The sequence below is a fragment of the Thiofaba sp. EF100 genome (genome assembly GCF_039822285.1).
In the GTDB taxonomy this organism is placed as follows: Bacteria; Pseudomonadota; Gammaproteobacteria; order Halothiobacillales; family Halothiobacillaceae; genus Thiofaba.
On record NZ_JBAJEY010000001.1, the window covers coordinates 266,642 to 280,612 of the forward strand.

General features: G+C 67.0%; 15 protein-coding genes, 1 tRNA gene and 1 other RNA gene. All 17 read right to left on the minus strand.

What is annotated here, in order from left to right:
• Positions 1 to 4 precede the first annotated feature (4 nt).
• Positions 5 to 601, minus strand: a complete 597-nt coding sequence (gene recR, locus V6D91_RS01320) for a recombination mediator RecR (protein ID WP_347317385.1) — start codon at positions 599 to 601, stop codon at positions 5 to 7.
• 17 nt (positions 602 to 618) lie between these two features.
• Positions 619 to 945, minus strand: a complete 327-nt coding sequence (locus V6D91_RS01325; RefSeq protein WP_347317386.1) for a YbaB/EbfC family nucleoid-associated protein — start codon at positions 943 to 945, stop codon at positions 619 to 621.
• Between the two features lie 56 nt (positions 946 to 1,001).
• Positions 1,002 to 2,720, minus strand: a complete 1,719-nt coding sequence (gene dnaX / locus V6D91_RS01330; protein ID WP_347317387.1) for a DNA polymerase III subunit gamma/tau — start codon at positions 2,718 to 2,720, stop codon at positions 1,002 to 1,004.
• 122 nt (positions 2,721 to 2,842) lie between these two features.
• Positions 2,843 to 2,939: signal recognition particle sRNA small type (gene ffs / locus V6D91_RS01335), an RNA gene on the minus strand.
• Positions 2,940 to 3,011: 72 nt separating this feature from the next.
• Positions 3,012 to 3,102: transfer RNA gene (locus tag V6D91_RS01340), tRNA-Ser, on the minus strand.
• 510 nt (positions 3,103 to 3,612) lie between these two features.
• Positions 3,613 to 4,929: a 23S rRNA (uracil(1939)-C(5))-methyltransferase RlmD gene (gene rlmD / locus V6D91_RS01345; RefSeq protein ID WP_347317388.1), complete on the minus strand. Its 1,317-nt coding sequence runs from the start codon at positions 4,927 to 4,929 to the stop codon at positions 3,613 to 3,615.
• 18 nt (positions 4,930 to 4,947) lie between these two features.
• Entirely contained in the window at positions 4,948 to 5,838 is an 891-nt protein-coding gene (gene cysM, locus V6D91_RS01350; protein WP_347318082.1) for a cysteine synthase CysM, read from the minus strand.
• Between the two features lie 19 nt (positions 5,839 to 5,857).
• Entirely contained in the window at positions 5,858 to 6,235 is a 378-nt protein-coding gene (acpS, locus tag V6D91_RS01355; RefSeq protein ID WP_347317389.1) for a holo-ACP synthase, read from the minus strand.
• A 7-nt stretch (positions 6,236 to 6,242) separates the two neighbouring features.
• Entirely contained in the window at positions 6,243 to 6,992 is a 750-nt protein-coding gene (gene pdxJ / locus V6D91_RS01360; RefSeq protein WP_347317390.1) for a pyridoxine 5'-phosphate synthase, read from the minus strand.
• Positions 6,993 to 7,006: 14 nt separating this feature from the next.
• Entirely contained in the window at positions 7,007 to 7,744 is a 738-nt protein-coding gene (gene recO / locus V6D91_RS01365; protein WP_347317391.1) for a DNA repair protein RecO, read from the minus strand.
• The gene (gene era / locus V6D91_RS01370) at positions 7,741 to 8,631 is read right to left on the minus strand and encodes a GTPase Era (RefSeq protein WP_347317392.1); all 891 of its coding nucleotides are present in this window, start codon (positions 8,629 to 8,631) and stop codon (positions 7,741 to 7,743) included. The genes recO and era overlap by 4 nt, the downstream gene beginning before the upstream one ends.
• Positions 8,628 to 9,317, minus strand: coding sequence for a ribonuclease III (gene rnc / locus V6D91_RS01375; RefSeq protein WP_347317393.1), 690 nt, complete (start codon positions 9,315 to 9,317; stop codon positions 8,628 to 8,630). Before rnc ends, era begins: the two co-directional genes overlap by 4 nt.
• Before the next feature lie 2 nt (positions 9,318 to 9,319).
• Positions 9,320 to 9,664, minus strand: coding sequence for a DUF4845 domain-containing protein (locus tag V6D91_RS01380; protein ID WP_347317394.1), 345 nt, complete (start codon positions 9,662 to 9,664; stop codon positions 9,320 to 9,322).
• Between the two features lie 42 nt (positions 9,665 to 9,706).
• Positions 9,707 to 10,474, minus strand: a complete 768-nt coding sequence (gene lepB, locus V6D91_RS01385; protein WP_347317395.1) for a signal peptidase I — start codon at positions 10,472 to 10,474, stop codon at positions 9,707 to 9,709.
• An 8-nt stretch (positions 10,475 to 10,482) separates the two neighbouring features.
• Positions 10,483 to 12,282 (minus strand): translation elongation factor 4, encoded by a 1,800-nt coding sequence (gene lepA / locus V6D91_RS01390; protein ID WP_347317396.1) that lies wholly within the window; start codon positions 12,280 to 12,282, stop codon positions 10,483 to 10,485.
• Positions 12,283 to 12,348: 66 nt separating this feature from the next.
• Complete coding sequence (locus V6D91_RS01395) at positions 12,349 to 13,515, minus strand: Do family serine endopeptidase (RefSeq protein ID WP_347317397.1); 1,167 nt, start codon at positions 13,513 to 13,515, stop codon at positions 12,349 to 12,351.
• On the minus strand, positions 13,512 to 13,970 hold the full coding sequence (locus V6D91_RS01400; protein WP_347317398.1) for a SoxR reducing system RseC family protein: 459 nt from the start codon (positions 13,968 to 13,970) through the stop codon (positions 13,512 to 13,514). The genes V6D91_RS01395 and V6D91_RS01400 overlap by 4 nt, the downstream gene beginning before the upstream one ends.
• Position 13,971: the final 1 nt, after the last annotated feature.

The following is a 13,971-nucleotide window of genomic DNA, read 5'->3' on the forward strand; positions in this document are numbered from 1 at the left end:
TCGGTCAGAGGGGGCGGCGACCCTGCAAGGCGTGCGCAAGGGTGCCACCGTCCACGAACTCCAACTCCCCGCCCATCGGCACGCCCTGCGCCAGGCGCGTGGCCTGGATGCCGCGCGCGCGGCACATTTCACCGATGACATGGGCGGTGGTTTCGCCCTCCACGGTGCTGCTGGTGGCAACGATCACCTCCCGCACCTCGCCTGCATCCAGCCGGGCCTCGAGCATATCGAGGCCGAGCTCGCGCGGGCCAATGCCATCCAAGGGGCTGAGACGCCCCATGAGGATGAAGTAAAGACCGCCGTAGGCACCGGAATTTTCCAGCGAGAGCATGTCCTGCGGCCACTCGACCACACACAGCAAGCTGCGGTCACGCTGGGGGTTGCGGCACAGTCCGCATACCGGCTCCTCGGTGAGGGTCCGGCATTCTGCGCAATACCCCACCCGCTCGGCCGCCGCGTCGAGCGCCGAGGCCAGGCGGCGGGCACCGTCGCGATCGCGCTGGAGCATGTGCAGGGCCAGTCGCTGGGCAGACTTGGGCCCGACACCCGGCAGGCGCCGCAGGGACTCCATCAGCTCGGCGACGAGAGGAGAGAAGTTCATGGGGTCAGGTCAGAGGCTTAGAACGGCATCTTGAAGCCCGGCGGCATCGGCATGCCCGCGGTGACGCCGGCCATGCGGCTCTGGGTCTCGGCCTCGACCTTGCGCACCGCATCGTTCATGGCCGCGGCGATCAGATCCTCCAGCATCTCCTTGTCATCGCCCATCAGGCTCGGGTCGATGGTCACACGACGCACCTCGTGGCGACCGGTCATCACCACACTCACCATGCCCCCACCGGACTCCCCGGTCACCTCCATGCGCGCGATCTCTTCCTGGGTTTTCTGCAGGTTCTCCTGCATCTTCTGGGCCTGCTTCATGAGCTGGCCAAGGCCACCTTTCATCATGATGTGCTGTCTCTTCGTGCTATGGGAGTGAATTATCGGTTCGAGATCGTGCCGCTTCAGGCCGAATCAAGAGGACGCACGCTCTCTTCCAGTAGACGGGCATCGAGGCGCTCTTCGAGCTTACGCACGATGGGATCGTTCTGCAGGGACTCGACCGCCTCCTGCTGGCGTGCCGCCTCCTTCTGCTTGCGCACCTCTGCCGGCGTATCCTGGGCTGGCCGTCCTTCCTCGTAGCGCAGGCGCACCTCCATGCCGAGCGTCTTGGCAAGGGCCTTGCGGATGGATTCTTCCGCGAGCGGGGTACGCAGGCTGGCATGGCTCGGGGGGCAGCGCAAGCGAATGAGCTCGCCGTCCTGAGCGACCAGTTCGGAGTTTTCGGCCAGCATCAGCGCCATGCCCTTCAGGCCAAGGCGCGGCAGCAAGCGGTGCCAGGCCCCGGCATCGAGCGGCTCCCGCATCGAGGCTTCTTCCGCCTTCTCCGGCGAAAGCCCCTTCGGTGTCAGACCGTCCCGCACCTGACCTTTGGCCGACACCGCCTCGCTGCGAGGGGCGTCCGCCGGAGCGGCAGGAGGCTGGGGGATGGCCTGACGCGCCACGGCCTCACCGGAAGGGACGCTGCGCCATCCCTCCGGGGATGCCGGCCTGCGCCCTCCCATGCCACCGCCTCGGCTGTGATCAGCCTCCGCATCGGCCGGCACGAAGGCGAGCATACGCAGCAGGGTCATCTCCAAGCCCATCCGGGCACTGGGGGCCAGCGGCAGGTCCCGGCGCCCGTGCAGGGCGACCTGGTAGTAGAGCTGCACGGCCTCGGGGGAGAGGCGTGGGGCAAACTCACGCACCAATTGCGGCGAGGCCTCGAACAGCTCGGCATCGGCCTCAGGCATGAGCTGGACCACAGCGATGGCGTGCAGCAGGGCCAGAAGCTCGGCCAACACCTCGGCATAGTCCGGCGAGCCCTGGGCCAGCTGCTGGATGGCGGCGAACAGCGCCGGGGCGTCCTGCGCGATCAGGGCCTCCAGCAGGGCTCGGATGCGCGCCTCAGAGGTCAGGCCGAGCATGGCGCCCACCTCCTCCTCGCCCACCCTGCCCTGGCCGTAGGCAATGGCCTGGTCCAAGAGGCTCAAGGCATCGCGCAGGCTGCCGTCGGCGGCGCGGGCGAGCAGCTGTAGCGCTCCGTCGTCAAAGGCAATCCCCTCGGCGGTCAGTACGCTTGCCAGCCGGCCGTGGATCATGCGCCGGGAGAGGGCCTTGAGGTGGAACTGCAGGCAGCGCGAGAGCACCGTGACCGGCAACTTCTGCGGGTCGGTGGTGGCGAGCAGGAACTTGACGTGCGGCGGCGGCTCCTCGAGGGTCTTCAACAGGGCGTTGAAGCTCGATTTGGAGAACATGTGCACCTCGTCGATGAGGTACACCTTGAAGCGGCCCTGGCTGGGGGCGTATTGCACGTTCTCCAGAAGCTCGCGGGTATCGTCCACCCCGGTGCGGGAAGCGGCATCCACCTCGATCAGGTCCACGAACCGCCCCTCGTCGATCGCGCGGCAGGCCGCACACTCGCCGCAGGGGTGGCTGGAGACGCCGCGCTCGCAGTTGAGCGCCTTGGCGAAGATGCGCGCCACGGTCGTCTTGCCCACCCCGCGAGTGCCGGTGAACAGGTAGGCGTGGTGCAGGCGCCCATCGTCCAGCGCGGAGGTCAGGGCGCGCAGGACATGCTCCTGGCCGACCATGTCTTCGAAGCGGCGCGGACGCCATTTGCGCGCGAGGACCTGATAGGTCATGTCGATCTCGGCAAGTCTTGGAAGCGCTGGATTCTAACAGAAGCCAGGGGGCGGAGCGGCATGACGGTAAAGCAAAAAGGGCCACCCGAAGGGCGGCCCTTTTTGCCAGAGGGGGCGGCGAAGCGCACCCGCCACATCCCGGCGCCCGTGCGCACCGCTACCGTTGCTTCCTTCCGGACCTGGCGGGGTTGACGGCTGCCCGTCGCGAGAGGACGAATGCGCCCGCCATCGACGCGGGCTGGGGCAAGGCCCCGTGACAACAAAGCCCTGCAGCGCAGGGCTTCTCAGATCTGGCGGAGAGAGAGGGATTCGAACCCTCGATACGGGATTACCGTATACACACTTTCCAGGCGTGCTCCTTCAACCACTCGGACACCTCTCCGGTCACCTGCCATCCTGGCGCGATGTGGGGCCGAACTTTACCGGAGACGGGGCGAGAATTCAATGGCTGGGCCAAGACTGAAGCATCAACCCCTTCATTCTGAACGCCCGTGTGGGAGCAACTGTCTTGTTTGCGTAGCCCCCCGAGTCCCTTGGACGTTTGGAGGTGGGCCAAGACCCGAGCGTGGGCAGCCCCTCCCCCTGGAGGGGGGAGGGTTGGGGAGGGGGTGAGCGAAGCAGCGACGCAGCCATCGGCCCCGCAGGCTCCGCTAGCGTCGCGTTCAGGAGGTTTGTCGAGGTGCCCTGAGGGTCGAAGGCCGCGATCGTGGGGCTTTATGGCTTTTGCTGCGCTCCTTCCAAACCAGGTGGGTTTCACCCTCTCCCCCATCCCCTCCCCCTCAAGGGGGAGGGGGGCAAGGAGGCATTCTGGTTGTGGGAGCGCGACCCCCAACGCGAAAGGGCAAGGGTTCATCGGCCCGAGGGCAGCCTCCTACACAGCCTGTAGTAGGTTCTATTTCGGCTCGAAGACCGCAATGGATTCGACATGGGCGGTGTGCGGGAACATGTCCATCACCCCGGCGGCCTTCAGCCGGTAACCATGCTCGTTGACCAGGATGCCGGCATCGCGAGCGAGTGTCGCCGGGTTGCAGGAGACATAGACGATGCGCTTGGGCTTTATCCGGGCCAGGTGCGGCATGATCTCCATCGCCCCGGCACGCGGCGGGTCGAGCAGGATCTTGTCGTAGTGTTCCTTCATCCACGGTAAGGCCGGGTCCGGCTCGAACAGGTTGCCGACGAAGTGACGGGTGTTGGCGATACCGTTGCGGCGGGCGCTCTCCTCGCCGCGGCGCACCATGGCCTCATCCCCCTCCACGCCCACCACCTCCGCGGCGCGGCGGGCGATCGGCAGGGTGAAGTTGCCCAGCCCCGCGAACAGGTCCAGCACGCGCTCATCCGCCTTGGGGTCGAGCAGCTCGAGCGCGAGATCCACCATCTTACGGTTGAGCAGGCCGTTGACCTGGGTGAAGTCGACCGGCAGGAAGTCGATGCGCACCTCGTGCCCAGGCAAGCTGTAGTACAGCTCCCCCGCCTCGGGCCACAGACGGTGGACGCTCTCGGGGCCGGCCGGCTGGAGGAACAGGTGCAGGCCGGTGGTCTTGGCGTAGTCGACCAGGCGCGCGCGGTCCTGCACGGAGAGCGGGTCCATATGGCGGAAGACCAGGGCGGTGACGTCATCGCCGACCGCCACCTCGATCTGCGGGATGCGCTCTTTGGCCTCCATACCCGCGATCAGGCCCGCGAGCTCCTCCAGGCGCTCGCCCACGCTCGGGTCCAGCACCTCGCAGCGAGTCAGCTCGGCAAGGTAGGGCGTGCCGCGCTCGCGGAAGCCCACCAGAACCTTGCCCTTCTTGGCCACCCATTTCACCCCCAGGCGGGCGCGGCGGCGGTAGCCCCACAGCGGACCGGTCAGGGGGGCGAGGATCTGCTCGGGTTCGACCTTGCCGAGCTGGCGCAGGTTGTCGAGCAGCACCCCCTGCTTGGCATGGATCTGCGCCGTATCGCGCATGTGCTGGAGCGTGCAGCCGCCGCACACGCCAAAGTGCGCACAGCGCGGCGTAACCCGCTCGGGCGAGGGCTCGATGACCTCGATCACCTCTGCCTCGTCGAAACGGCGGTGGGGCCGGGTCAGCCGGGCCTTGACGCGCTCGCCCATGAGGGCGCCGTCAATAAACACGACCTTGCCCTCATGCTGGGCGACACCGCGCCCCTCGTGGGAAAAACCGGTGATGCTGGCCTCGAAGATCAGGCCCTTGCGCTTGCTCGACATGAATTCTCAGGCTTTGAATCAGGCGGGAAAGACCCCGGTGGAGAGGTAACGATCGCCCCGGTCGCAGACGATGGTGACAATCACGGCATCCTCCAGCTCCGCAGCCAGGCGCAGGGCGGCGGCCATGGCCCCGCCAGAGGAGATGCCGGCCAGCAGGCCTTCGCGCAGCGCCAACTCGCGCGTCATGGCCTCGGCCTCCTCCTGGCTCACATCCATGATCCGATCCACTCGACGGGGGTCGAAGATCTTGGGCAGGTAAGCCTCAGGCCAGCGCCGGATGCCGGGGATGGAGGCCCCCTCCGCGGGCTGTACGCCGATGATCTGCACAGAAGGATTCTGCTCCTTGAGGTAGCGCGAGGTGCCCATGATGGTGCCGGTGGTGCCCATGGCGCTGACAAAATGGGTCACGCGGCCCGCGGTGGCCTGCCAGATCTCGGGGCCGGTGGTCTCGTAGTGGGCGAGCGGGTTGTCCGAGTTGGCGAACTGGTCGAGCACCCTACCCTCTCCCCGCGCCTGCATGGCCAGGGCCAGGTCGCGCGCCCCTTCCATGCCCTCCTCCTTGCTGACCAGGATCAGCTCGGCGCCGTAGGCGCGCATGACCTGGCGGCGCTCGATGCTCAAGTTCTCCGGCATGATCAGCACCATGCGGTAGCCCTTGATGGCGGCGGCCATCGCCAGGGCGATGCCGGTGTTGCCGCTGGTGGCCTCGATCAGGGTATCGCCAGGGCGAATCTCGCCGCGGCGCTCGGCGTGCTCGATCATCGACAGCGCCGGCCTATCCTTCACCGAACCTGCCGGGTTGTTGCCCTCGAGCTTGGCGAGGATGAGGTTGTTGCGGCCCGCGGAGAGGTGCTGCAGGCGCACCAGCGGGGTGTGGCCGATGGCCTTGGCGAGGGTGGGCAGGGGGATGGGGTTCATGCAGGCTTCCTCAGCGCGTCAGGACGACGAAGGCCACCGCATACTCGGCCTCGTCGCTTAAGGAGAGATGGGCCTCGCGCACCCCCAGGCGCTCAGCAAGCGACGCCGCCGGGCCGTGCAGGCGCAGCAGGGGTTTACCCAGGGGGTCGTGGTCCACGGCAATGTGCCTGAGCGCCAGGCCGTCCCGAAAGCCGGTGCCCAGGGCCTTGGCGGCGGCCTCCTTGGCGGCGAAGCGCTTGGCCAGGAAACGGGCCGGGTCGGCCTGACCGGCCAGACGGGCGCGCTCGTCCTCCGCCAGCAGACGTGCCGCGAGTGCCTCGCCATAGCGCGCCCACAGGCGGCTCATGCGGGCGATGGCGACGATGTCGGTGCCGATGCCGTGGATCATGCCGCCCTCAACGGCTCATCAGCCGCGCCTCGACCATCAGCCGCTTCATCTCGCGCACGGCCTCCGCCAGACCGACGAAGATGGCGCGCGCGATGATGGCGTGACCGATGTTGAGCTCGCGCATCACCGGAATGGCGGCGATCGGCTGCACGTTGTGGTAGTGCAGGCCATGGCCGGCATTGACCTGCAGACCCAACTCCGCCGCGTGGATGGCGGCGCGCTCGATGCGCTCGAACTCGCGCTGGCGGGCCAGGCCGTGGGCATTGGCGTAATGGCCGGTGTGGATCTCGATCACCGGCGCGCCCACCCGCACGGCGGCCTCGACCTGGGCCGGGTCGGCGTCGATGAACAGCGACACCCGCACCCCGGCCTCGGCGAGGCGGGCGCAGGCCTCCTTCATGCGTGCCTCCTGGCCCAGCACGTCGAGCCCGCCCTCGGTGGTCAGCTCCTCGCGCCGCTCCGGCACCAGGCAGCAGTCCTGCGGCTTCAGACGCTCGGCAATGGCGAGCATCTCCTCGGTCACTGCCATCTCAAGGTTCATGCGGGTCTGCAACAGGCCGCGCAGGATCTCGACGTCGCGATCCTGGATGTGGCGGCGGTCCTCGCGCAGGTGCAGGGTGATGGAGTCGGCGCCAGACTGCTCGGCCAGCAGGGCGGCATGGACCGGCTCGGGGTAGATCTCCCCGCGGGCCTGGCGCAGGGTGGCGACATGGTCGATGTTCAGCCCAAGCAGGATGATGTCATGCGGATGGTTCACGGTGGTGGCTTCCTTCAGCCGATGGATGGGGTGGATGCTCGCCCTGCGCCCAGGGTCACCGCCAGCAGCTCGCGCGAGCGCAAGGGCCTGGGACCGAGGTGCGGGGCCAGTAGGCCGTGCAGGATCAGGCGGATCTCGCGCGCGGTGGCCGGGTCGTCACAGCGCCCTGCGGCCAGATGCAACAGGCTGAGACCACGCACGGCGGCAGGACTACCCTCCGCCCGGCACACGCCGGATTCAGGGTGGACATGATACATCCCCTCCGCCTCCACCGGCGTGCCATCGGCACAATCGTCCCAGGCCGGGGCCCAGCCTAGCGCTTCGAGCAGCTGCTTCTCGAACAGGCGCAGGATGGGGGCCTCAGGCGCACCACCGCCCAAGGACTCGAGCGCCTCGGCGTAGCGGTCGAACAATTCGGGATGGGCGTCCTCGCGCGGCAACAGCCGCAGCACGAGCTCATTGAGGTAATAACCGCAGGCCAGCACCCGTCCGCCCGCAAGCCGGGGCGGGCCCGCCAGTTCCTCGACGGCACGCAGCTGGGCCAGTTCGCCCCGCCCGCCCAGGTCCAGCCACACGCGGCGGAAGGGTTGCAGACGGGCACGCAGGCGGCTGTTGCCCCGCGCACCCCGTGCGATCACGCCGCGCCGCCCGCCCTCGCGCAGGAACACCTCGAGCAGCAGGCTGGTGTCGCGCCAGGGCCGGGCGTGAAGGATGTAGCCCTCCTCCCCGTGCGCTGGACGCGCAGGGCTCAAGACTCGCCGTACCCCAGCGCGCGCAGGGCGCGCTCGTCATCCGACCAGCCACCCTTGACCTTGACCCACAGGCGCAGGAAGACCTTGGTGCCGAGCAGGTTCTCGAGGTTGATGCGGGCGCGGCGGCCGATCTCTTTGAGCATCTCGCCGTTCTTGCCGATCAGGATGGCCTTCTGCCCTTCCCGCTCGACCCAGATCAGGGCGTCGATGCGCGTCAGCCCCGGCTCGACGGTGTAGTTCTCGATCTCGACCGTGACCCCGTAGGGGACCTCGGCATGCGCCAGGCGGGTGATCTGCTCGCGCACGAACTCGGCGGCGATGAAGCGGGAGCTCGCGGTGGTCAGGGTGTCCTCGTCATACGCCGCGGGCCCTTCGGGCAGACGCTCGGCGACGGCCTGTTCCAGCCGGGCGAGGTTGCTGCCCTTGCGTGCGGAGATGGGGATGATTTCGGCAAAGTCGAAACGCTCCGCCATCTGCTGCAGGAAGGGCAATAACGCGGTCTTGTCGGCCGTAAGGTCCACCTTGTTGATGGCGAGGATCACCGGCACCTTGACCTGGCGCAGGCGCTCCAGCACCTCGGCATCCTCATCGGTCCAGCGCATGGCCTCGATCAGGAACACCACCACGTCCACGCCCTCGAGGATGCCCTGCGCCGTGCGATTGAGTACGCGGCTCAAAGCACGCCCGGTGCTCTTGTGCAGCCCCGGGGTATCGACATAGAGGATCTGCGCCTCCGGCAGGGTCTTGACGCCGATGATGGTGTGCCGCGTGGTCTGCGGCTTGGGCGCGGTGATGCTGATCTTCTGCCCGATCAGGGTGTTGAGCAGGGTGGACTTGCCCACGTTGGGGCGGCCCACGATGCCGACGTAACCGCAACGGTGACTCATGAAACGTTCGCACCCGGTTGAAGGAGGGACAGAGCCGCCTCCGCGGCGGCCTGCTCGGCGCGGCGACGGCTGGTGCCGCGGCCCGTGGTGGGTTGGTCGAGCCCGTCCACCCGGCACTCGACCACGAAGGTCTGGGCGTGGGCCTGACCGAGGGTATCGATGACCTCATACTCGGGCAGGGGCCGCTGACGCCCCTGCAGCCACTCCTGCAGGCGCGTCTTCGGGTCCTTCTGCCCCGCCTGGGCCGGGAGGTGTTCGAGGCGGTCGCGGTACAGGCGCAGGATCAGCGCACGCGCAGGCTCAAACCCCGCGTCCAGGTAGACGGCGCCGATCATCGCCTCGAAGGCATCCGCCAGGGTGGAACCGCGCCGGTAACCACCGGATTTCAGCTCGCCGCTGCCGAGGATGAGGTAGTCGCCAAGATCGAGCTCGGCGGCGAGCTCCGCCAGGGTATCCTCGCGCACCAGGCTCGCCCGGTAGCGGGAAAGCTCACCCTCGCTCGCCTTCGGCCGGCGGGCGTAGAGCTCGTCGGCGATCACGAAGTTGAGCAGGCCATCGCCCAGGAACTCCAGCCGCTCGTTGTGCCGACCGCCGGCACTGCGATGGCGCAGCGCGAGCTCGAGCAGGGCCGGATCCGTGAAGGTGTGCCCGATGCGCTCCTCCAGGCGCTTGAGGGGGTCGGCCATGGTCAGCGAATGATCACTTCATGGCGGAAGGTCGCCACCGCATCCAGGTTGCCAAGCAGGGGGGCGCGGGCCTCGTACTCGAACACCACCCGCTTGCCGTTGCCCGGGGTGGGTTCGACCAGCACCCCCTCGAGCACGATCTTGTCGTCGATCTCGTTGATGTCCATGCGCGCCTGAATGAACTTGACGATCTCGCTGCGCGACATCTGACCGTTCCCCTCCTTCTCCAAAGCGCGGAAGATGGTGGTCATTTTCATGTCATCAAGATAGAGCGGCAGGATATGGAGCCCCGCCACGATGAGCACCCCAAGGAAGGAGGCGGTGATCAACAGGCCGATGAAGCTCATGCCCCGCTGCTGTCTGTAACCCATCATGATTCTCCCTGTGACTCAATGGATGCCCATGCCAATGCGAGAAAAATCGAGACGCACGGCTTCGCCGTCGAAATGCATCCAGATCAGCATAGCGCGGCCGACCAGATTTTCCTCCGGTACGAAGCCCCAATAACGGCTGTCGTTGCTATTGTCGCGGTTGTCGCCCATGACGAAATACTGCCCGGCCGGCACGACGATCTCGCCCTCCGGCCCCTGGGCCTCCGGGCGCTGGAGGATGGCGTGCAGCACGCCCGCGAGGTCTTCCTCGAACATCTGCGCGCCCAGCATGCGCCCCTGCGGCCCATCGCCGGAATAGACGCCGAGCGGCTTGAGGGGCATCGGCTTCCCGTTGATGAACAACTGCTTGTTCTCGTAGCGCACGCGATCCCCCGGCAGGCCGATGATGCGCTTGATGTAGTCCACCTCGGGCTGCTGCGGGTACTTGAACACCACCACATCGCCGCGTTTCGGCTCCCCAAGCGCCACCACCTTGGTGCGCAGCACCGGCAGGCGGATGCCGTAGGCGAATTTGTTGACCAGGATGAAATCCCCGACCTCCAGGGTCGGCATCATCGAGCCGGAGGGGATGCGGAAGGGCTCGGCGACAAACGAGCGCAGCAGCAGTACGACCAGCAGCACGGGGAAGAAGCTGCGCGAGTATTCGACCAGCAGCGGCTCCTTGCCCTGCGCCTCCTCACGCGCGCGGCGGAAATACAGCCGATCGATGCCAACGACCACGCCGGTGAACAGGGTGGCCAGCACCAGGATGAGTTCGAAATTCATGCGTCGCCTTACTTCTTGTCCATCTGCAGCACAGCGAGGAAGGCCTCCTGCGGCACCTCGACCCGGCCGATGGACTTCATCCGCTTCTTGCCTTCCTTCTGCTTCTCCAGGAGCTTGCGCTTGCGGGAGACGTCACCACCGTAACATTTCGCCAGAACATTCTTGCGCAAGGCCTTGATATTCGTGCGCGCGATGATCTTGCCGCCGATCGCGGCCTGGATCGGTACCTCGAACTGCTGCTGCGGGATCAGCTCCTTGAGCTTCTCGCACAGCTCGCGCCCGCGCGCTTCGGAGATCTGCCGGTGGACGATCATCGACAGGGCATCGACCGGCTCGCCGTTGATGAGTACATCGAGCTTGACCAGCGGGGCCTGCTGGAAGCGCAGGAAGTGGTAGTCGAACGAGGCGTAGCCGCGGCTGACCGACTTGAGCTTGTCGAAGAAGTCCATCACCACCTCGGCGAGCGGCAGCTCGAACTTGAGCGAGACCTGGTTGCCAAGGTAGAGCATCTGCTTCTGCACCCCGCGCTTCTCGATGCACAGGGTGATGACGTTGCCGACATAGTCTTGCGGCACGAGGATGTTGGCCTCGATGATCGGCTCGCGCATCTCGCTGATGTTGGAGACCGGCGGCAGGTCGGCGGGGTTGTGGATGTGCAGGGTTTCGCCCGAGGTGGTCACCACCTCATACACCACCGTCGGGGCGGTGGTGATCAAATCCAGGTTGTACTCGCGCTCCAGACGCTCCTGGATGATCTCCATGTGCAAGAGGCCGAGGAAACCGATGCGGAAGCCGAACCCCAGCGCCTGCGACACCTCCGGCTCGAAATGCAGGGCGGCATCGTTCAGGCGCAGCTTGCGCAGCGCCTCACGCAGGTTCTCGTAGTCCTCGGACTCCACCGGGTAGAGACCGGCGAACACCCGCGGCTGGACCTCCTTGAAGCCCGGCAGGGGCTCGGCGGCGGGATTCTCGAAATCGGTGATGGTGTCGCCCACCTTGGCCGCGTCGATCTCCTTGATCCCCGCGATCATGAAGCCGACCTCGCCGGTCTTCAGCACCTCGCGATCCTGACGCTTGGGGGTGAACACCCCCACCTTGTCGACGCTGAACACCCCGCGGGTGCCCATCATGCGGATCTTCTGCTTCAGGCGCAGCTCGCCATCGACGATGCGCACCAGGGCGACCACGCCGACGTAGTTGTCGAACCAGGAGTCGATGATCAGTGCCTTGAGCGGACCGTCCTCCTTGCCGGAGGGCGGCGGGATGCGCTTGACCAGGGCCTCGAGCAGCTCTGGCACGTTCAGGCCGCTCTTGGCCGAGACGCGCTCGGCATCGCTCGCGTCGATGCCGATGATGTCCTCGATCTCCTTGGCCACCCGCTCGGGGTCGGCATTCGGCAGGTCCATCTTGTTGAGCACCGGCACCACCTCAAGGCCAAGGTCGATGGCGGTGTAACAGTTGGCCACCGACTGCGCCTCCACCCCCTGCGAGGCATCCACCACCAGGAGCGCCCCCTCACAGGCGGCGAGCGAGCGCGACACCTCGTAGGAGAAGTCCACGTGGCCCGGGGTGTCGATCATGTTCAGCTCATACTCCTGGCCATCGCGCGCCACGTAGCGCAGCGACACGCTCTGCGCCTTGATGGTGATACCGCGCTCGCGCTCGATGTCCATCGAATCGAGCACCTGGGCCTCCATCTCACGCGCCTCCAGGCCCCCGCAGAGCTGGATGAAGCGGTCGGCCAGGGTCGACTTGCCGTGGTCGATGTGGGCGATGATGGAGAAATTGCGAATGTGGGCTTGATCCATGGAATGCGATCGGTAAGCAAAGAGGCGCGGAGTATACCAGCAACCCCGCCATGAGGCGGGGCGATATCAGGCGTGGTGCAGCTGCGGATGGCCTCGGGGGGCACGGGTGGGCGTGGTCGGTGCATCCGCCTCGGGAGCCTGGGGGGCCGAGGCGGCCTCGGGCGTTTCAACCACGCGCAGGCGCAGGGTGACGAACTTGCCCTCCCGCGCGACAGTCAGCTTGGCCTCTCCACCCGGCGGGATGCGCCCCACCAGCATCGGCAGGCTGCTGGCGTCCGCGAGTGATACTCCATTCACCTCCAGCACCACGTCCCCCGGCAGCAGGCCCGCACGTTCGGCCGGGCTGTCGGGCAGCACCCGCACCACCAGGGCGCCGACCGGCCGGTCCAGGCCGAAGGCCGCGGCCAGCTCGCGATCCATGTCCTGCACCTGCACGCCAAGGAAGCCGCGCGAGACATGCCCCTGACGCTTGAGCTGATCCACCACCTCCATGGCGAGATTCACCGGAATGGCGAAGGACAGCCCCATGTAGCCGCCGGATTCGGTGTAAATCTGCGCATTGATGCCCACCACCTCGCCGCGCATGTTGAGCAGGGGCCCACCCGAGTTGCCGGGGTTGATCGCCACGTCGGTCTGGATGAAGGGCACGTAGGTCTGGTTGCTGTCGTTCGGAATGCCGCGGCCCTTGGCGCTGACGATGCCGGCGGTGACGGAATGGTCGAAGCCGAATGGGGTGCCGATGGCAAGCACCCACTCGCCCACGCGCAGCTTGTCCGCATTGCCCATCCGCAGGGTCGGCAGGCCGCTGGCGTCCACCTTGAGCAGGGCGATATCGCTCGTGACATCCTGTCCAACCACCGTCGCCACCAGCTCGCGCCGATCGGAGAGGCGCACCACGATCTGCTCCGCATCGGCGATGACGTGCTGGTTGGTCAGGATATAGCCATCGGGCTCGAGGATGAAGCCGGAGCCGAGCGAGCCCTCATCCTCCCCCTCGCCCTGATCGGGAGAGCCAAAGAAGTGACGGAACAGCTCGCCCAGGGAGGACCCTTCCGGAAACGGATTCGCCATCGCCGTCTCGGACTTGGGGGTGTTCTTGAGGGTGGTGCTGATATTCACCACCGCAGGCGCGGCGCGATCGACGAGATCGCTGAAATCAGGCAGGGCGACCTTCGGTTCGGAACAGCCCGCAAGAGTCAGGCCCAGCAGCAGGGCGAAGAAATGCTTTTTCATGGATGGACATTACAGCGGGCGACCACGGGGCCCTGGATACGGGCGAGGATGCGGGGTTCGGCCTGCCGGCCCGCGGCACGCCGGCCAAGGGGGCCGAGCAGCAACAGCCCACCGACAAGGCCAAGCCCCCCCGCCAAGAGGGACCAGCCTTCCCCGGCCGGCTGAAACAGGGCCATGCCGCCGACGAAGCCTGCGAGAGGCAGGCCATAGAGCAGCAGCGAGGCACGTACAACGCCCTCTTCCGGCAGGCCGAGGATGACCTCATCCCCCACCCGCACGCCGAGCGTGTCGCGCACGGCCATACGGCTCACCTTGCCGCCCATCAGCGCATCCCCCAGCAGGCCGGTGCCGCAATGCCCCTTGGAGGCGCAGCTGCCGCAGGCGGACTGGCGCGGGCTTTCGACCCAGGCCATGCCGTCCTCGATGGCGACCACTCTGCCCCGTGCCTCGAGCATC

Bases quoted from the DNA above. Each gene is read 5' to 3' on its own strand.
- rlmD (WP_347317388.1), bottom strand. From the start codon at position 4,929: ATGTCGAGCAAGCGCAAGGGCCTGATCTTCGAGGCCAGCATCACCGGT.
- V6D91_RS01400 (WP_347317398.1), bottom strand. From the start codon at position 13,970: ATGCTCGAGGCACGGGGCAGAGTGGTCGCCATCGAGGACGGCATGGCC.
- V6D91_RS01395 (WP_347317397.1), bottom strand. From the start codon at position 13,515: ATGAAAAAGCATTTCTTCGCCCTGCTGCTGGGCCTGACTCTTGCGGGC.
- V6D91_RS01380 (WP_347317394.1), bottom strand. From the start codon at position 9,664: ATGAGCTTCATCGGCCTGTTGATCACCGCCTCCTTCCTTGGGGTGCTC.
- era (WP_347317392.1), bottom strand. From the start codon at position 8,631: ATGAGTCACCGTTGCGGTTACGTCGGCATCGTGGGCCGCCCCAACGTG.
- lepB (WP_347317395.1), bottom strand. From the start codon at position 10,474: ATGAATTTCGAACTCATCCTGGTGCTGGCCACCCTGTTCACCGGCGTG.
- V6D91_RS01325 (WP_347317386.1), bottom strand. From the start codon at position 945: ATGATGAAAGGTGGCCTTGGCCAGCTCATGAAGCAGGCCCAGAAGATG.
- recR (WP_347317385.1), bottom strand. From the start codon at position 601: ATGAACTTCTCTCCTCTCGTCGCCGAGCTGATGGAGTCCCTGCGGCGC.
- rnc (WP_347317393.1), bottom strand. From the start codon at position 9,317: ATGGCCGACCCCCTCAAGCGCCTGGAGGAGCGCATCGGGCACACCTTC.
- dnaX (WP_347317387.1), bottom strand. From the start codon at position 2,720: ATGACCTATCAGGTCCTCGCGCGCAAATGGCGTCCGCGCCGCTTCGAA.
- acpS (WP_347317389.1), bottom strand. From the start codon at position 6,235: ATGATCCACGGCATCGGCACCGACATCGTCGCCATCGCCCGCATGAGC.
- lepA (WP_347317396.1), bottom strand. From the start codon at position 12,282: ATGGATCAAGCCCACATTCGCAATTTCTCCATCATCGCCCACATCGAC.